Raw genomic sequence first — 19,483 nt, 5'->3', positions numbered from 1 at the left:
TATTAATAATGTAAAACCCTCCCCAAAACAAATGGGGTAATGGAAAAACTTGGCAACAAAAATACTAATAAATATTAGGAATACCAATGTTTTTATTGGCAAATTGATTAATTTTGCGGGAGAAATAATATAAATAAGATATTTATGATGGAGGAATATCAATTACGCGTATTGCCTCAACAAGCTTTCTCTGAACAAGCCATTATAGATTTTTTGGCAAAAGATAAAGGTATAGATGCACGAACGATAACACATGTAAGAATACTAAAACGAAGTATAGACGCGCGGCAGCGTACCGTTTTTGTAAACCTAAAAGTACGAGTTTATATCAACGAACCGCCGCAAGACGATGAATATATACGCACTGTATATCCTTATGTGGGCGACAAACCGCAAGTAATTGTGGTAGGAGAAGGTCCTGCCGGACTGTTTGCATCGCTCAAACTGATAGAACTTGGATTTCGTCCTGTGGTACTAGAGCGTGGGAAAGACGTGCATGAACGTAAAAAAGACCTATCACTCATTACCAAAATACAGAAAGCCGACGGCGAAAGTAATTATTGTTTTGGCGAAGGTGGGGCAGGGGCTTTCTCCGATGGAAAGCTTTATACCCGAAGTAAGAAGCGGGGACCTACAGACAAGATATTGAATGTATTTTGCCAGCATGGAGCTTCTACGAGTATTCTTGCGGATGCTCATCCCCATATAGGTACCGACAAACTGCCGCGGGTAATCGAGAATATGCGAAATACGATATTGAACAGTGGGGGAGAGGTACATTTTCAAACGAAAATGGTATCACTGGTTATCAGGGAAAAACGTGTAACAGGCGTTGAAGCCATCGACCTGCAAAACAATTCAAATAAAATTTTTCACGGACCGGTAATCCTTGCTACAGGACATAGTGCCCGTGATATATATCGGTATTTGGCAGATGCAGAAATTGAAATCGAATCGAAAGGAATTGCCGTAGGTGTACGCTTGGAGCATCCTTCAGAGCTGATAGACCAAATTCAATATCATAATAAAAATGGTCGCGGCAAGTATTTGCCGGCAGCAGAATATTCTTTTGTAAACCAAATTGATGGACGTGGCGTGTATAGCTTCTGTATGTGTCCCGGCGGCTTTGTCATTCCGGCAGCCACAGGGCCACAGCAAATCGTTGTTAACGGCATGTCTCCGAGTAATCGCGGCACGCGTTGGTCTAATTCCGGAATGGTGGTGGAGGTACGTCCTGACGATATCTATGCCTTGCAAAATACCAAAAAATATTCTATAGAAGGGAAGAATAAAAATGATGTTCTCTCTATTATGCGCTTCCAAGAAGAACTGGAACGCAATTGTTGGTTACAGGGTAATATGCGACAAACGGCACCGGCACAACGAATGGGCGACTTTGTCAATAACCGTCTATCGTATGATCTCCCAAAAAGTTCTTATACTCCCGGCCTCATTTCCAGTCCGCTCCATTTCTGGATGCCGAAGTTTATAGTAGAACGTCTGCAACAAGGTTTCCGAAATTTCGGTAAGATGAGTCATGGGTTTCTGACCAATGAAGCTGTGATGATTGCTGTAGAAACCCGCACAAGTAGTCCCGTGCGTATCTTACGCGACAAGGAAACACTTCAACACATACGCCTTCATGGTCTCTTTCCTTGTGGCGAAGGTGCCGGATATGCAGGAGGAATAGTTTCGGCAGGAGTCGATGGCGAAAGATGTGCAACGATGTGTGCAGAATATATGACTGCCATCGGAATGTAACCCCAGCTATTTTTATGGTAGTAAAAAACAATAAAAACAGTAGATAAAAATAAGAAATAAGTATAATTATCAGAATTATTTTGTACTTTTGTAGCCCTATATTTAGGTAATTATATGACAATTTTAACACTATAAACGTGCTAATTTTGAATAACAAAAACTACGCATTAACGTTTTTAAACATTGTACAAATCGATTATGGAAAGGTTAGTTATTAATTCATACAATGAATTTGCAGTACATTTAGGCAAAGAGTTAGGACATTCTGATTGGGTTTTAATAGACCAAGGCCGTATCAATATGTTTGCAGATGCCACATTGGATCATCAGTGGATACATGTAGATGTAGAACGTGCTAAGGCGGAAAGTCCATATAAAAGTACCATCGCACACGGATACCTCACATTATCGTTGCTGCCATACCTGTGGAATCAAATTGTAGAGGTCAACAATATAAAGATGTTGGTAAATTATGGTATGGATAAAATGAAGTTCGGAAAACCGGTGTTAACAGGTAGTCGAGTAAGATTAGTTACCACATTGCATAAAATTGAAAACCTGAGAGGTATATGTAAAACGGAGATTGCATTTAAGATAGAAATAGAAAACGAACATAAACCTGCACTGGAAGGTATAGCAACATTCTTATATTATTTTAATTAAAGTTTTTCCATAGGATTTAATTAACCTGCTACTTTAAGGCAGTTAAGTTGTAGATCTAAGGAGCATGGAACGACTAAGTAAAAAATCTAAAATACCCGTTTAATCAGCATATATGTATTTTCCATATAATATGTATTATGATAAATAAAAAGCAATATAGCAATGAAAAGACTCCTATTAACTTACATTGCAGCATTTTGTTTAACCTTTAATGCAATGTCTGCAGAAAGAACTGTAAATTTAAGAATTATTCAGACCAGTGATGTCCATGGTTGCTTTTTTCCATACGATTTTATTAATCGCACCCCCAAAAGCGGTTCTTTGGCACGTGTTATTACTTATGTAGATTCTTTACGAAAGGTCTATGGCAGTAATCTTATTCTTTTAGATAACGGAGACATTCTCCAAGGACAGCCTACCTGTTATTATAGCAATTATATAAAGCCATCAGTGCCCAATGTAGCCGCATCTGTCGTCAACTATATGAAATATGATGCAGAAACCATAGGAAATCATGATATCGAGACAGGCCACGCTGTTTATGATAAATGGATCAAAGAGGTAAAATGCCCTATGCTTGGAGCGAATGTTATTGATACGAAGACAGGAAAGCCGTATCTACATCCTTATACGATCTTACAACGAGACGGTTTGAAAATTGCAGTTATCGGTATGCTTACGCCGGCAATACCCAATTGGCTGAACGAATCTCTATGGAAAGGGCTTAGGTTCGATGAAATGGTGTCTTCTTCAAGGTATTGGATGGAATATATCAAAATGCATGAGAAACCTGATGTGGTAATAGGCCTGTTTCATTCAGGAAAGGAAGGCGGTATTGAAACAGCCCAATATCAAGAGGATGCATCGCTGAAAGTTGCAAAGGAAGTCCCCGGCTTCGACCTTATTTTATTTGGACACGACCACACCAAATTCAAAGGGATAGTGAAAAATATAGAAGGAAAGGATGTCGTATGTTTGGATCCTTCTTGCAATGCATATATGATTAGTGATGCTCGAATATCCATAACATTCGATAGACAGCATAACAACACCAATAAAATATTAAAGAAAAACATCGAAGGAGATGTTATAAATATTGAAGATCAGGAAGTTAATAAAGAATTTATATCAAGGTTTCGACCGGAAATAGACTCTGTTATGCAATTTGCTAATCGAAAAATTGGTAACTTTACCCATTCAATTTTTACCCGTGATTGCTATTTTGGAAGCGCTGCATTTACCGATTTTATACACGATTTACAACTCAAAATAACCGGAGCAGATATTTCTTTCAACGCCCCACTTTCTTTTGATACGAGCATATCGGCAGGAGATATACATGTTAGTGATATGTTTAATCTTTATAGATACGAAAATCAAATCTACGTATTGAAGATGACAGGGGAAGAAATTCGTAAACATTTAGAAATGAGTTATGATTTATGGGTTAATACTATGACTAAACCGGATGATCATATCATGCTTCTGAATGATGATGCCAAGAATGATCAGCAGCGATTTGGGTTTAAGAATTTAGCATTTAACTTCGACAGTGCTGCCGGTATAGATTATGAAGTAGATGTAACAAAGCCCAATGGAAAAAAGGTAAAAATATTGCATTTGACTGATGGCCGGCCTTTTAATGAACACCAATGGTATAAGGTAGCGATGAATAGTTATCGCGGTAATGGTGGCGGAGAGCTTTTAACAAAGGGTGCAGGTATTCCCCGAGAGGAACTGAAGAAACGTATTGTTTACGAAAGCGAGAAAGATCAGCGGTATTATTTAATGAAAGAAATAGAAAAAGCGGGAACTCTGAATCCGCAAGCGCATAATAATTGGAGGTTTGTTCCTGAGGCATGGACAAAGCAAGCCCTATTACGAGATAAACAACTAATATTCGGAAAATAGAAAACGAATGCGAAATGTCAAAAGCATATTGGTTCATATTTTGTAAAGGAGACCTCCTCCTTCAAAAGAATACGGATGGAACATATACAATTCCGCTTGGCATAAAGCCTCCCATAGCAATTAAAGCGTGGACACATATTATGCATGTAACATCAATGGATGACGGAACAGAGGTTCGAGTATTTTCTATTGATGCCCCCATTACAAACCGAATAGAGTATGAAATGTGCGGATTGCGTGCCTCGTACTATAAACTCTCGAGAGACTTGTACCTAAAAGCTGGCAAATGTCAGGAGTTAATTTATTGGGATAACAACACACGTTATTGTGGCGTTTGTGGTACACCGATGGAAATGCACACAGAGATTTCGAAGCGATGTCCTAACTGCGGAAAGGAGATATGGCCTCAATTAGCGACTGCAGTTATTGTATTAGTGCATAAAGGGGATGAGGTCTTGCTTGTACATGCTCGTAACTTTAAGAGTGACTTTTATGGACTTATCGCAGGTTTTGTAGAAACAGGAGAAACTTTAGAAGAAGCCGTGCATCGGGAAGTTAGAGAAGAAACGGGAATTACAATAACAAATTTGAAATACTTCGGTTCACAACCGTGGCCCTATCCTTGTGGCTTAATGGTTGGCTTTAATGCCGATTATATTGATGGGGATATTCACTTACAGCGTTCAGAACTTTCAAGAGGAGCTTGGTTTCATAAGGAAAATCTTCCAACTATCCCAGAAAAACTTTCTATAGCACGAATGATATTGGACAATTGGCTTAATACTTTTAATCATTAATACTTACTTATGGAATTTTTATCAAAAGCACTTGGCTTCGATGCCAAAAACATGAAATTCAAAACAGAATTGGTTGCAGGAGCAACAACCTTTCTCACTATGAGCTATATTCTTGCCGTAAATCCTTCTATTCTTTCAAGTACAGGTATGGATAAAGGGGCCTTGTTTACCGGTACTGCCATTGCTGCAGCCATAGCAACCCTACTACTTGCTTTCATGGCTAAGCTCCCTTTTGCCCAAGCTCCCAGTATGGGATTGAATGCATTTTTCGCCTATACGCTCTGTCAAGCCATGGGATATACTTGGCAGCAATCATTAGCAATTATGCTGATAGAGGGTATAATATTTATTCTCATTACATTCTTTAATATACGCGAACTAATTCTTGACAGCATTCCCAAGAATTTAAGATATGCTATTTCTGCAGGTATCGGCATGTTTATCGCATTTATAGGACTGAAGAATGCCCATATTATTGTTGCCAAAGAGGGGACTTTCATAGGTTTAGGTAGCTTTTCTTCTGAATGTATTTTAGGTATTATCGCCATTCTTTTAAGTGGAATTTTAATAGCACGCAATATAAAAGGAGCTCTATTTTATGGTATCATAGCGACCACTCTTGTAGGTATACCGTTAGGAGTTACCGTTATTCCTGCAAATTGGTTCCCTATTTCTGCTCCACAGTCAATATCTCCAATATTTTGTCAGTTTGACTTTAATGGCTTTTTCAATATACAAACCCTTCTCGTTGTTTTCTCTCTTCTTATCGTGAATATATTTGATACGATCGGTACTTTGGTCGGATTGTCGGAAAAAACAGGTATTGTACGGCCGGATGGTTCCATTCCTCATGTAAAAGAAGCTATGATGAGTGATGCTATAGGCACCACATGTGGCGCAATGCTCGGTTCATCTACACTTACTACATATATTGAAAGTGCATCGGGTATTGCAGAAGGTGGACGTAGTGGACTTACCTCTTTCTTCGTGGGGATACTCTTTCTTGTATCATTACTACTCTCCCCTATCTTTATGTTAATTCCCAGTGCAGCAACAAGCGGAGCACTGGTATTGGTCGGAGTATTGATGCTCGACTCAGTAAAGAAGATAGATTTGAGTGACGTTTCTGAAGCATTTCCAGCATTTATTACTATGATTACTATGGTGTTATGTTATTCTATTGCGGACGGTATATGCTTAGGAATCTTGAGTTACGTTATAGTTAAAGTATGCACAGCCCAATGGAAAGCATTGAATATAACAATTGTAATACTTTCCATACTGTTCATAATAAACTTTATTTTCAGTTGATATATGAAACTGATAAGTTGGGGATTCATTGGATGCGGTGAAGTAACGGAAAAGAAATCCGGACCGGCTTTCAATGAAATAGACGGTTCTCATGTAGAAGCTGTTATGAGTAGAAGTGAAGAAAAGGCACGCTCGTATGCCGAACGACACCATATTCATAAATGGTATACTGACGCCCAAGCATTGATAGACGATCCGGATGTAAATGCCATTTACATTGCTACACCTCCTTCAAGTCATGCCACATTCGCCATAATGGCTATGAAAGCAGGCAAACCTGTTTATGTAGAAAAACCATTAGCAGCAAGTTATGAGGACTGTGCACGTATCAATCGTGTCAGCGAACAGACGGGAATGCCATGCTTTGTAGCCTATTATCGCAGGTATCTACCCTATTTCAAGCGGGTTAAAAGTATCATAGATAATGGTATTATTGGTAAAATCCTTAACGTTCAGGTGAGGTTTTCCGTACCTCCGAGAGATTTAGATTTCAAAGGAAGCCAAAATCTACCATGGAGACTGCAGCCAGATATTGCCGGTGGAGGTTATTTCTATGATTTAGCCCCTCACCAATTAGACTTGTTACAAGAGTTTTTCGGCGTTATAACGCGTGCTCATGGCTACTGTGCCAATAGGGCACAACTTTACGGTGCAGAAGATACGATCAGTTCGTGCTTTCTTTTTGAGAGCGGTCTTGTGGGAAGCGGCTCATGGTGTTTTGTGGGACATCAAAGCTCAAAAGAAGATTGTATCGAAGTTATTGGCGATAAGGGGATGCTCTCTTTCTCTGTTTACAATTACGATCCCATAAAAGTTGTTACAAGTGAAGGTGCAACAAGCATAACCGTACCTAATCCGTCTTATGTTCAATTGCCCATAATAAAATCCGTAATAGAAGATCTTCAAGGCTTTGGAGTTTGCAACTGTACAAGCGTTAGTGCCACTCCAGTGAACTGGGTTATGGATCGTATTCTCGGAAAGCTATGACAAAATGAAAAAGATATATTTGTTCTTCTTTCTTATCCATAGCATGGTGATGTTTGCTACCGCGGCAGATAGTATATCATCACATAAACCTTTTTTAAAAAAGATGGTCGGCAATATATCTACAGCCCTTAGAAATTTTACGAGTATAGATACAAACTACATTGAGCCCCAGCACTATAATTTTACCGTAATGCTACAAAATACGAACACTTATGAACAATATAGAATAAATAATAAGAAAGGACAATCCATCCGTTTTTCTCCGGAACCGTCTGTAAAACTCGGACCATATTTAGGATGGCGATGGATATTTTTAGGTTACACCTTAGATATTAATCACTTGAGGGGTAACAATAAAAAAGAATACGACTTCAGTATCTACAGTTCGCAGATAGGAATAGACATCTTCTATCGTATAGGAAAAGACTATAGAATTAAAAGTATGTACTTAGGTAAGGGCATCAATACCGACCGGATAAGAAATGTTCCTTACAATGGTTTCAGTTCAAGTGTAAAAGGTTTTAATTTGTATTACATCTTTAACCATCATCGATTTTCCTATCCGGCAGCTTTCAGCCAGAGTACAATACAGAAAATCAGTTGTGGTTCCCCTTTAGTAGGAATTGGTTATACCAAACATACCATTGATATTGATTGGCAACAGTTGGATAATGTGCTTAAAGAAAGATTGGGGAACACGTATGAGAAGATGCCTATAGATAGCAGTCTCCGTTTCGGAAATGTTAAATATACAGATATAGCTGTATCGGGGGGCTATGCATACAACTGGGTATTTGCTCATCACTGGCTATTCGCATCTTCTTTATCTTTAGGTATTGCGTATAAAAAAACAGTTAGCGATTTGCAACATGAAAAGCAAAGTATGCGCGACTTTTCTATTAAGAATATGAATATCGATGGTATCGGACGGTTCGGTATTGTATGGAATAATATGAAATGGTATGCCGGTGCAAGTGCTATAGTGCACACCTATAATTATAATAAAGATCAGTTTTCCACAAATTCTATTTTTGGAAATATCAATATTTATATAGGTTTTAATTTCAATAAGAAAAAACAATATAAATGAAAACAATTGTCTTCTCACTTTTTCTATCTCTGATATGCACCAGTCACAATGCTTCTGCACAGATACAATATACAAAAAAAGACAGTATGATTGTCATGAACATGCTACATAAGGCTGTTTCAAGCAAACAGAAAGAAAATTTGTTTCTGTTCTTTGCAAGAGAATTTAAAGGTACACCTTATGTAGCACAAACTTTGGAGCGTAATGAAAAGGAGAAATTGATAGTTAATTTAAGGGAAGTAGATTGTACCACATACATCGAATATGTATTGGCATTGGCATTATGCTATCAAAATAAGAAAAATACATTTATAGACTTCTACAATTATCTGCAACATGTAAGATACATAGATGGGCATATATCTTACCTTAAACGTCAGCACTATTTTACAATATGGATAGAAGACAATTGCAAAAGTGGTTTTGTAAAGGAAATCCAGACACCCGATCCTCCGTTTACAAAGTCACAGACTATTTCCATTAACTATATGACAACTCACCCCGATAAATATCCAATGCTGGTAAAACATAAAGAGTGGATAGACGGTATCGCTAAACTTGAAGAAAATTATAATGGGAAGAAATACCGATATATCCCCAAAACAGCGATTGTTAACACGCGACTTTTTCGTAATACGATTCATGACGGAGACATACTTGCCCTTGTAACAAGTAAGAAAGGCTTAGATACAACACATATCGGCATTGCCGTATGGCATAAAGATGGCTTGCATCTGTTACACGCGTCTTCCATCAGAAAAAAGGTTGTAGAAGAAATAACGGCTCTCAAGACTTATATGCAAAAGCATCCTTCTCAAATTGGTATCAGAGTTATCAGAGTATTACCTTAAGAATGCCCTACCCTATTTTCACCACTTTTAGGTATACGAACCGCTCTTATATACTATTAAGAGATGCAGTAAATAGGTAAATACCTATTTCTATCTATTGCATATTCCGAGTTTTTTTTGTTACTTTGCAGCGAAGTAGCTAACAACAATTAGGTATCAGATGAAAAATCAAAAAATGTATGAACCGGATGATAAGATGATTTCTATCATCGGAGATAACTACAGTATTCTCCAAAGTCTCGGCTCGTTTGGTATCAACCTCGGATTTGGAGATAAAACTGTACAGGAGGTATGTGAAGACCAACATGTAGATACATATACTTTCCTTGCTATCATAAACTTTACAATTAATGGATATAGAGAATATGATGATGCGGAACGCCTTTCGATACCGACATTAATGCAGTACCTGAAAGCGAGTCACGATTATTATTTAGGTTTCGAATTGCCCTACATCCGTAAAGGGCTTGTTGGTGCCCTTGACGAAAATGATAATTTGGCAAGACTCATCTTGAAGTTATATGATGAATACGCACGCTCTATAAGAAACCACATGCAATATGAGGAAAAAACTGTTTTTCCTTACGTGGAAGACCTAATAAATAATAAGGTAACCACTAATTATGATATAGAAACTTACTCCAAGCATCACGGACAAACCGACCAGAAGCTGCGCGAACTTAAAAACATTATTATAAAATATCTGCCATCGGATGGTTTGCGGAATAACCAACTTTCGGCAACCCTCTATGATATTTATAATTGTGAAGAGTGGCTTTCGCAACATGCTTCTGTTGAAGAAGAGATATTTATACCTGTTATTAGAAGTCTTGAGAAACGATCAAAACAGAATGATGTCTCGTTTAAGATATCTAATATGCTTAATCAAAATCCGGAAAATCAGGAAACATTGAGCGACCGAGAGAAAGATGTGATTGTAAGTTTGGTACAAGGAATGACAAATAAAGAAATCGCAAATCACCTTTGTATTTCCACAAATACAGTCATTACTCATCGAAGGAACATAGCAAGGAAATTACAGATACATTCACCTGCAGGTCTTACAATATATGCTATTGTGAATAATCTTATTGATATTTCTTCTGTGAAATTATAAAAAAGTACAATTCTTCTTAGCACCGGTTATTTTAATAATCGGTGCTTTTTTATTTTATTAACCTAATGGTTATCAATACATCTATATTATAATTACAAATTATACTTTAATTATTATGTCATTTTTTAGTCACTAAAAAAATATAAAAGCAAGAATTAATAATGTATTTTGAATTTATATTATTTTCTTTTTATTATCTTTGTACACATAAAATAATTACTAAAAATGACAATTTTAAAATTATATTATAAATAAAAATTACCCAAAACGGAAAACTTTTTATTAAATATAAATAGAAAAGTTTTCCAAAAAGTATAAAGACAATGGAAATTAGAGATTTCGTTATTACCAAAAGAGACGGAAGTAAAGACCGTTTTTCGCTTGACAAAATTATGAATGCCATTATTAAGGCATTCAATTCTGTGAACGAACCAATCAATTTAGGAAGTATTTCTAAACTTTTAAGTCATCTTGCCATACATGACGATATTAAAGTAGAAGATATACAAAACCAAGTAGAAGAAGCTCTGATGCGAGAAGGCTATTACAATGTAGCCAAATCGTTTATGCTTTATCGCCAAGCACACACGGAAGACAGAGAGACATTGGAGAAGCTGAAATTTCTTTCGGAGTACTGTGATGCATCTAATGCGGCAACAGGTTCTAAATACGATGCTAATGCCAATGTTGAACATAAGAATATTGCAACCCTTATCGGCGAACTTCCCAAAGCAAGTTTTATTCGTCTGAACCGCAGACTGCTTACCGACAGAATAAAAAAAATGTATGGAAAAGAGCTTGCCGACGAATATATTAATAAGCTTACACATCATTATATATATAAGAATGATGAGACGAGCCTTGCAAATTATTGTGCATCCATCACGATGTATCCTTGGTTAATAGGAGGAACGGCTTCTATTGGTGGAAATTCTACTGCACCGACAAACTTGAAGAGTTTCTGCGGAGGATTTGTAAATATGGTCTTCATGGTATCAAGTATGCTAAGTGGAGCCTGTGCCACTCCGGAATTTCTAATGTACTTGAATTATTTTATCGGGTTGGAATATGGAAAGGACTATTTCAAAGAGCCGGATAAGGTTGTTGATTTGTCTATCAAACGAAGAACTATTGATAAGATGATAACCGACTGTTTCGAGCAGATTGTATATACCTTAAATCAACCAACTGGTGCAAGAAACTATCAGGCCGTATTCTGGAATATCTCCTATTATGACAAGTTCTATTTCGAGAGTCTCTTCGGTAATTTCTATTTCCCCGATGGAAGCCAACCCGACTGGGAAGGGGTGTCATGGCTTCAGAAACGTTTTATGAAGTGGTTCAACAAAGAACGTACTAAAACGGTGTTGACTTTCCCCGTAGAAACAATGGCATTATTAACAAAAGATGGGGACTGTATGGATAAAGAATGGGGAGACTTTGCTGCAGAAATGTATTCGGAAGGGCATTCTTTCTTTACTTATATGAGTGACAATGCAGATTCGTTAAGTTCATGCTGTCGGTTGCGTAACGAGATACAAGACAACGGTTTTAGCTACACTCTCGGTGCAGGAGGAGTATCGACAGGAAGCAAGAGCGTGCTGACTATCAATCTTAACCGCTGCATCCAACATGCGGTAAACAACAAGATAGATTATAAAGAATATCTATCAGAAGTGATTGATTTGTGCCACAAAGTGCAATTGGCATATAATGAGAATTTGAAAGAACTACAGAAACATGGTATGTTGCCACTCTTTGATGCCGGTTACATCAATATTTCAAGGCAATATTTAACAATCGGTATCAATGGTCTTGTAGAAGCGGCAGAGTTCATGGGGTTACAAATTACCGATAATCCCAATTATCTGAAATTCGTACAAGAGGTTCTTGGACTAATTGAAAAGTATAATAAGCAATATCGTTCAAACGATGTTCTTTTTAATTGCGAAATGATTCCTGCCGAAAATGTTGGCGTAAAACATGCCAAATGGGATCGCGAAGACGGTTATTTTGTACCACGTAATTGTTATAATAGTTATTTCTATATCGTGGAAGATTCTTCGCAGACAATTCTCGATAAGTTCAAGTTACACGGAGCTCCATATATACAACATCTTACAGGAGGTTCGGCTCTACACATGAATCTTGAGGAACATCTTTCCAAAGCGCAGTATCGCAAACTCCTTAAAGTGGCCGCTAAAGAAGGCTGTAACTATTTTACGTTCAACATTCCCAACACACTCTGTAATGATTGTGGACATATTGATAAACGTTATCTGCAGGAGTGTCCTAAATGTCATAGTAAGAATGTGGATTATATGACACGCATCATCGGTTACTTGAAACGGGTAAGTAATTTCTCGTTACCGCGTCAGGAGGAAGCTCACAGACGTTACTATGCAGACAAGCAGAAATATACAGTTTCGGTAAAAGACTATGAAATAGTAAAATAATCAGCCATTTGGCAATATAAAAGGTGTTGAAGTTTGTAAATACAGGAATTGTATTCCAAGAAATCCCGGATGAAGTGACATTGGCAATCAATATTTCAAATTGTCCGTGTCGTTGTCCGGGCTGTCATAGCCAATACCTGTGGCAAAATATTGGAGAACCACTAACGCCAATAGCTATTAGCTCTATGATAGAACGTTTTGGAAATAGCATTACTTGTATATGCCTGATGGGAGGAGACGCAGAACCGTCTTCTATCAATATGCTTGCCCGTTATATACACAAAATGCACAAAGGATATAAGGTGGCATGGTATAGTGGCCGGCAATTAATACCTTCAACTATTAGGAAAAGCGATTTCGATTATATTAAACTTGGCCCGTATATCGAACATTTAGGATGTTTGAAAGAAAGAACAACAAATCAAAGACTTTATAAACATATTGTTGGAGAAGATTTTATTGATATAACCGAAACGTTTTGGAAATAATGGAATTGCTATCAGCTATATAACTTTTATTATAGCGTTTTATAACACAATATCGTCAAGGAGTAAATGGTTATAAAAATAAGCGGATAAGGAAAAAACTTATCCGCTTAAACTTATAAAAAACAACTATGATATTATTTCTTTGCAGTTGCTGCTTTTGTCTCAGCTGCAGGTTTATATGCTTTATTTAATCCGGCTATTACATCATTCGTAATATCAAGTGCCTTATCTGCATAGAGGAGATTATCTCCAGCCTTGCTCAATATCAATGTGTATTTTTTGTCTTTATTATACGAAGCCAAGAAATGCTGAATACTGTCGCGAAGTGCCTTGTTATATTTATCTGTTTCTGCCTGAAATTCTGTACTTAAGCGCTGATTTAGTGCTTGTAAATCATTATTCTGACGCTGCAATCCTGCTTGTATGGCTTCTGCCTGTTCACGAGTATAGGCATTCTGTTGTACTTTCTGTTGGAAATTTGCCGCCGCATTTTGTAATTGTTGCTGCTTTCCGGCAAGAGTATTTTGTATATTTTGTCCTTTTTTCTGCAATATCAAAGAATAATCTTTACAGAACTTATACTGTGACATGATACTATCTACCTCCACATAAGCAATTTTTATTGTCGATGGAACATCTCCCTTCCCAGAGCCGGTTTTTGTATCCATCTGAGGTTGCGACTGATTGCACGAAGTAATAGCAAAGGCTGCAAGCGAAGCAACCGTCATTGTTAAAATGTCTTTTTTCATTTTCTTATCTTTTTATTATTAATATGCACAGTTCGATTTTCTTGCCTCTAAATCTTGATCTATAACGCAGTGTATGCCTTTTTCTCGCAATCCAGCATTATCATGGATATGTGGAGAGACAAATTTTCCATTTTTCTTAAAGATCAACTTCACGGATAATAATGCAATAGCTATAGCAATTATTAACACGCTTAAGAGTAACATTTCTACCATATTTTATTATATTTGCAGAGCTTATAATACACTATAATTGTGTCGCAAAGATAGTGTAATTTAAGTGAAACACAAAATAAAAAGCCTGATATTGCAGGTAATTTAAGAATAAAAAACAATGGTATTATAATTAAATGAATAACTCAATGGAAAAGAAAAACCTCAAACCTACCCGTGTGTTCGAACAATTTGCAAGAATTAATCAAATTCCACGCCCATCCAAGCACGAGGAAAAGATGATAGAATACTTACGAGAGTTCGGTAAAAGCCACGGATTGGAAACAAAAGTAGACAAAACCGGAAACGTTTTGATACGAAAGCCCGCAACAAAAGGATATGAAAACCGTAAGACTGTAATCCTACAAAGCCACATGGATATGGTATGTGACAAACTTGTTGATATAGAATTTGATTTCTATAAAGATGCTATTCAGACTTATATCGATGGAGAATGGCTACATGCTAAAGGTACTACGCTCGGAGCAGATGATGGTATAGGAGACGCCATAGAACTTGCCATTCTCGATTCTGATGATATCGAACATGGTCCTTTGGAATGTGTATTTACTCGAGATGAGGAAACACAGCTTACCGGTGCTTTAGGAATGGAAGACGATTTTATGAATGGAGATTATTTAATCAATCTTGATTCTGAAGACGAGGGACAGATTTTTGTATCGTGTGCAGGTGGAAGGAGCACAATTGCTACGTTCAAATTCCAACGTGAACAAGCTCCCAAAGGATATTTCTTCATGCAGGCATCTTTGAAAGGACTTATCGGTGGGCACTCCGGAGACGATATCAACAAAAAACGCGCCAATGCCATAAAGGTGTTAACACGCTTTCTCTATAATGAACAATCTAAGTGCGATTTGCGCTTGGCAAGTTTTAATTCAGGCAAGTTACATAATGCAATACCACGCGACGGTCGTGTTATCTTCGCAGTACCTGATGAAGTAAAAGAGCAGGTAAAAGCAGATTGGAACGTATTTCAGGCTTCTGTTGAAGACGAATTCCATGTAACAGACACTTCTATGGTATTTACATTGGAGAGTACCGAACCTTCAGAGGTTTTACCAAAGGATACCGGTCGCAAATTTATCATGGCCCTACAGGCTGTAGACAATGGTATTTTCGCGATGTGCCAAGACGAAGCACTTGCTTCTATGGTTGAAACATCAAGTAATGTGGCAGCGGTTATTACAAGAGAGAATGAGATTGAGGTGCTGTCTTCCCAACGTTCCAATGTGATGAGCAATCTCGACAACATGTGTAATTCCGTAAGAGCGGCCTATGAACTGGGAGGAGCAGAAGTTATTGCAACAGACGGCTATCCGGCTTGGAAAATGAATCCGAATAGCGAATTGGTTAAAATTACTGTAAATGCTTATAAGAAACTTTTCCACAAAGAACCGAAAGTACTGGGCATTCACGCAGGATTAGAATGCGGTTTATTCTCCGAACGATACCCCGATCTCGATATGGTTTCATTCGGTCCAACCCTTCGTTATGTGCATACTCCTGATGAATGTCTCCATATACCCACCGTACAGATGGTATGGGATCATTTATTGGAAGTTTTGAAAAACATTCCTGAAAAATAATATACTTAAACATACAACAGAGACAACGTTTGTGCCTGTCTCTGTTGTAATAAAATCATAACATGAAAAAAAGCAAATTCTTCTCCTCCGTTTTCTTATCATTGTTGTTAATAAGTTGTGGTCAGAAACATGATGCGGAGAAACTAATCTCCAATTTTCTTGATGATAATCTTGTTGATAACGATATACGCGAAAAAACATTTTCGGATATTGATTCCACATTCTACATAAATGACAGCATCGTAAATGCAATGCGGTCGAATGCTCGTACCAACAGGCTTGTCAGAAAAGAAGCCCAATATGGAACCGAAAAGGTTTCGGGAAAATTACTTTTTATGAGTGTGAAATATAGGAAGAACGACGGATCAATGCAAAAGCTTACTTTCTATATGGATCCCAAACTTGAAGAGATAGTTGCTTTTAAACAAGATGCAATCTAATTGTTTGGTTTTAGATTACATCATGAACCACGGAGGTTGACATCATGAACCACGGAGGTTGACATTGTGAACCACGGAGGTTGACATCGTGAACCACGGAGGTTGACATCATGAACCACGGAGGTTGACATTGTGAACCACGGAGGTTGACATCGTGAACCACGGAGGTTGACATCGTGAACCACGGAAGTTGACATCATGAACCACGGAAGTTGACATCATGAACCACGGAGGTTGACTCACTTATCCCACTATTTTTGCACAGATACTTGAATATTTCTCACTCTTTTCCCCCACTTATCAGAGCCTCCTTTATAAGGAGAAAGTATCACAGTTACCGTTAAAATCAAGTGTTATTGAATAATCAAGTCGGGCTACACATAGAATTATAAACAAATAAGAAAATAAAATAATTTATATATTATATGTAATAAAATCTCCGCCAACTCGTTTTATAAACAAATAGAAGACATAAGAAACTCGTTGCCTATGAAGTATTTTACACACGAAGAAATAACACCGTCAGAAAAGACACTTAAGTTCATCCGGCAATTTGCATACACGTATCGGGCCATAAAACTGAGCGGTAAAACAGAAATCTACTGCCTGAACTAATCATGCCACTGACAAATGAAGACATTAATCTCTCCTTCTTTATTATCTGCCGACTTTACAAACCTTAAAGCCGATATAGAGATGATTAACCGTAGCGAGGCTGATTGGCTGCACATGGATGTGATGGATGGCGTATTTGTGCCAAACATATCATTCGGTTTTCCTGTAATCAACGCTGTTTCCAAAATATGCAAGAAGCCTCTCGATGTGCATCTGATGATAGTACAACCGGAAAGATATATTGAACAAACCGCGAAATGCGGTGCAATGATGATGTGCGTACACTACGAAGCATGTACGCATCTGCACCGTACGGTACAGGAAATACATGCCAAAGGTATGAAAGCAGGTGTAGCATTAAATCCCTCTACGCCGATTTGTTTACTCGAAGATATTATTCAGGATGTAGACATGGTGCTGCTAATGAGCGTTAATCCCGGGTTCGGCGGGCAGAAATTCATCGAAAACGTATTGCAGAAAGTCGCGCGTCTTCACCACATGATTGAACTGTCGGGCAGCAAAGCCTTAATCGAAGTAGATGGCGGAGTACAGAATGAAACCGCACCAAAACTCATTAATGCCGGTGCCGACGTCTTAGTAAGCGGCAGTTATATCTTCAGATCGGCAAATCCTATACAAACTATTCACGAACTGAAAAATCTATAAACCGACGTAGAATTTCAGGCAAGTTGTAAAGCTACTTCACTCTCACGCGCCATTCTTCTTAAATTCAGAATGGCATAACGCATACGTCCTAAAGCAGTATTGATGCTTACATTTGTCGTTTCAGCAATTTCCTTAAACGACATCTGCTGATAATAGCGCATAAACACCACCTCTCTTTGGGATGCAGGAAGCAAATTCATCATTTTCTTTACATCGCAAAGTACCTGCTCATTAACGAACTGGCTTTCTATATTGCCATCGAGCACATCGCTGCCGCCGATATTAGAGAGATCGTTATTTTCTGTTGGTTCGATGACTCGCTCCGACCTTTGGTCACGATACCAATCCATAATTACATTATGAGCGATGCGCATAACCCATGCCGAGAACTTGCCGGTGGGCACATATTTCCCTTCCTGCAACTTGGTTATCACCTTTACAAAGGTTTCTTGAAAAACATCGTCTGCCGTATCATGATCCCTTACAACAAAATAAATATAAGAAAACAATTTAGTTTGATTTCTCGACAACAGCAAATCGAAAGCTCTATTGCTCCCATGAATATAAGATATAGCCAACTCTTCGTCGCTCATCTCCTTAAAATTCTTCATTTTCTTAAATCTTATTTCTTTAAGTAAATGTGTTCCCGATAGGCTTTTTATGTTTTAGATGTTTTACAAAAAATATGTTTATTCTTTGCAAAGATAAAAAGTTTATTTTAGTTTGCCAAATTTTTTATTGCATAAATAAATTAGTATTAACATTTACGGGTTATATGTTTACTAAAACTTCATATATAAAATATTTTAAACAGCAGCGATGCACAATAAAGGCAAAGGAAATGGGTTACCTGAATATAAATTTATTATTATTTATATATCATGGAAGATAAAAGGCATATTGAGGTAATCATTAAGAATACATACGAAGTAATTAAACAAGTATATACCAAGCAACAGGAAAGGAATGGAAATAAACATAAAGAAAACGCAGGAAGCAGAATTATCTTTCCTTCATATAATGATGACAAGAAACGTACTCGTGTGAGTGAACAAGAATTACGTTTTATTTTTGTCGAGCAATTTAATTTATATTGCCAAAAGGAAGGATGGGACGCTTTCTATTCTGTTGAAACTCCAACAAAATTAAAAAAATATCGATTCGAGAAAGGAAAGGATCCTAAACTAAGAGACGATGGAAGGTCTGCTTCCCACGATTTAGTTATTCACAATAAGGAATTCAAACGCATTGCATTGATAGAATTTAAGGCAAATAACCCAAATGAAAGGGCATACCGTAAGGATTTATTTAAATTGGAGAAAGAACCAGAAAAGATGTCTAACCATATTCTTTGTTACTTCTTGCAAATCGTAGAAACTTCGGATGAGAACACAAAGAAAAGTATAGAGAAAAAGTGTGAAGGCTGGAAAGATAAGAAAACAATACAGCTATGTTATGATCTTTCAAAAGGAAAATATATTATCAACGATTTGAATTTATAAAATTAATATTGCCTCCTATTACCGTATAAATAAAATAGATACCATATCTATGTTGCTTGAATATATGATTTGTTACCCATAGAAATATGATACATATATTATGAAAATACGGTTTAAATTTTGCGAAAAGAGCATATTGCATTTTCATACATATTATTCGGCAGGAACAAAAGAGGTTGGCGCAGGATGCAACCAACCTCGAAAGCGATTTCGAAAACCTCGAAATCATAATAAGTTTGACAAATATATGTTATAACATTGA

18 protein-coding genes are annotated in these 19,483 nt (G+C 37.3%); 15 read left to right on the top strand and 3 right to left on the bottom strand.

Annotated elements, in window-relative coordinates:
* The first annotated feature begins 144 nt into the window (after positions 1-144).
* From BN3912_RS06550 to nrdG, 11 genes are all read left to right on the top strand, one after another.
* Positions 145-1,761, top strand: a complete 1,617-nt coding sequence (locus BN3912_RS06550) for an NAD(P)/FAD-dependent oxidoreductase (protein ID WP_023983112.1) — start codon at positions 145-147, stop codon at positions 1,759-1,761.
* Positions 1,762-1,959: 198 nt separating this feature from the next.
* Positions 1,960-2,424, top strand: coding sequence for a MaoC family dehydratase (locus BN3912_RS06545; RefSeq protein WP_004370574.1), 465 nt, complete (start codon positions 1,960-1,962; stop codon positions 2,422-2,424).
* Between the two features lie 162 nt (positions 2,425-2,586).
* A complete protein-coding gene (locus tag BN3912_RS06540; RefSeq protein ID WP_023983113.1) occupies positions 2,587-4,335 on the top strand; it encodes a bifunctional metallophosphatase/5'-nucleotidase in 1,749 nt (582 codons plus the stop codon).
* 14 nt (positions 4,336-4,349) lie between these two features.
* Positions 4,350-5,132, top strand: a complete 783-nt coding sequence (nudC, locus tag BN3912_RS06535) for an NAD(+) diphosphatase (RefSeq protein WP_023983114.1) — start codon at positions 4,350-4,352, stop codon at positions 5,130-5,132.
* Positions 5,133-5,141: 9 nt separating this feature from the next.
* Positions 5,142-6,443 (top strand): NCS2 family permease, encoded by a 1,302-nt coding sequence (locus BN3912_RS06530; protein ID WP_023983115.1) that lies wholly within the window; start codon positions 5,142-5,144, stop codon positions 6,441-6,443.
* A 3-nt stretch (positions 6,444-6,446) separates the two neighbouring features.
* Entirely contained in the window at positions 6,447-7,430 is a 984-nt protein-coding gene (locus BN3912_RS06525; RefSeq protein WP_064972278.1) for a Gfo/Idh/MocA family protein, read from the top strand.
* 4 nt (positions 7,431-7,434) lie between these two features.
* Positions 7,435-8,520, top strand: a complete 1,086-nt coding sequence (locus BN3912_RS06520; protein WP_036858903.1) for a DUF4421 domain-containing protein — start codon at positions 7,435-7,437, stop codon at positions 8,518-8,520.
* Positions 8,517-9,371 carry an N-acetylmuramoyl-L-alanine amidase-like domain-containing protein gene (locus tag BN3912_RS06515; RefSeq protein ID WP_023983118.1) on the top strand — a complete coding sequence of 285 codons (855 nt, stop codon included), beginning with the start codon at positions 8,517-8,519 and terminating at the stop codon, positions 9,369-9,371. Before BN3912_RS06520 ends, BN3912_RS06515 begins: the two co-directional genes overlap by 4 nt.
* Before the next feature lie 160 nt (positions 9,372-9,531).
* On the top strand, positions 9,532-10,488 hold the full coding sequence (locus tag BN3912_RS06510; protein ID WP_023983119.1) for a LuxR C-terminal-related transcriptional regulator: 957 nt from the start codon (positions 9,532-9,534) through the stop codon (positions 10,486-10,488).
* 323 nt (positions 10,489-10,811) lie between these two features.
* Positions 10,812-12,944 (top strand): anaerobic ribonucleoside-triphosphate reductase, encoded by a 2,133-nt coding sequence (gene nrdD / locus BN3912_RS06505; RefSeq protein WP_023983120.1) that lies wholly within the window; start codon positions 10,812-10,814, stop codon positions 12,942-12,944.
* A gap of 23 nt (positions 12,945-12,967) precedes the next feature.
* Positions 12,968-13,432, top strand: coding sequence for an anaerobic ribonucleoside-triphosphate reductase activating protein (nrdG, locus tag BN3912_RS06500; protein WP_036858906.1), 465 nt, complete (start codon positions 12,968-12,970; stop codon positions 13,430-13,432).
* A gap of 134 nt (positions 13,433-13,566) precedes the next feature.
* On the opposite strand, the gene BN3912_RS06495 is transcribed toward nrdG, so the two are convergent.
* Both BN3912_RS06495 and BN3912_RS12510 read right to left on the bottom strand, forming a co-directional pair.
* The gene (locus BN3912_RS06495) at positions 13,567-14,181 is read right to left on the bottom strand and encodes an OmpH/Skp family outer membrane protein (protein ID WP_023983121.1); all 615 of its coding nucleotides are present in this window, start codon (positions 14,179-14,181) and stop codon (positions 13,567-13,569) included.
* Positions 14,182-14,199: 18 nt separating this feature from the next.
* Positions 14,200-14,394: a hypothetical protein gene (locus BN3912_RS12510; protein WP_036858909.1), complete on the bottom strand. Its 195-nt coding sequence runs from the start codon at positions 14,392-14,394 to the stop codon at positions 14,200-14,202.
* 146 nt (positions 14,395-14,540) lie between these two features.
* Between BN3912_RS12510 and BN3912_RS06485 the strand changes: the two genes are divergently transcribed.
* From BN3912_RS06485 to rpe, 3 genes are all read left to right on the top strand, one after another.
* Positions 14,541-15,998 carry an aminoacyl-histidine dipeptidase gene (locus BN3912_RS06485; protein WP_023983123.1) on the top strand — a complete coding sequence of 486 codons (1,458 nt, stop codon included), beginning with the start codon at positions 14,541-14,543 and terminating at the stop codon, positions 15,996-15,998.
* Between the two features lie 62 nt (positions 15,999-16,060).
* Positions 16,061-16,438, top strand: a complete 378-nt coding sequence (locus BN3912_RS06480; RefSeq protein ID WP_023983124.1) for a hypothetical protein — start codon at positions 16,061-16,063, stop codon at positions 16,436-16,438.
* Between the two features lie 630 nt (positions 16,439-17,068).
* A complete protein-coding gene (gene rpe, locus BN3912_RS06475; RefSeq protein ID WP_023983126.1) occupies positions 17,069-17,719 on the top strand; it encodes a ribulose-phosphate 3-epimerase in 651 nt (216 codons plus the stop codon).
* 14 nt (positions 17,720-17,733) lie between these two features.
* Here the strand turns inward: rpe and BN3912_RS06470 are convergent, their stop codons facing one another.
* Positions 17,734-18,330 carry an RNA polymerase sigma factor gene (locus BN3912_RS06470; protein WP_004370380.1) on the bottom strand — a complete coding sequence of 199 codons (597 nt, stop codon included), beginning with the start codon at positions 18,328-18,330 and terminating at the stop codon, positions 17,734-17,736.
* A gap of 270 nt (positions 18,331-18,600) precedes the next feature.
* Between BN3912_RS06470 and BN3912_RS06460 the strand changes: the two genes are divergently transcribed.
* Entirely contained in the window at positions 18,601-19,221 is a 621-nt protein-coding gene (locus BN3912_RS06460) for a hypothetical protein (RefSeq protein WP_023983128.1), read from the top strand.
* Positions 19,222-19,483 lie beyond the last annotated feature (262 nt).

This window comes from Prevotella phocaeensis, assembly GCF_900065875.1.
Taxonomy (GTDB): domain Bacteria; phylum Bacteroidota; class Bacteroidia; order Bacteroidales; family Bacteroidaceae; genus Prevotella; species Prevotella phocaeensis.
This window is presented reverse-complemented; position numbering and strand designations above follow the sequence as displayed.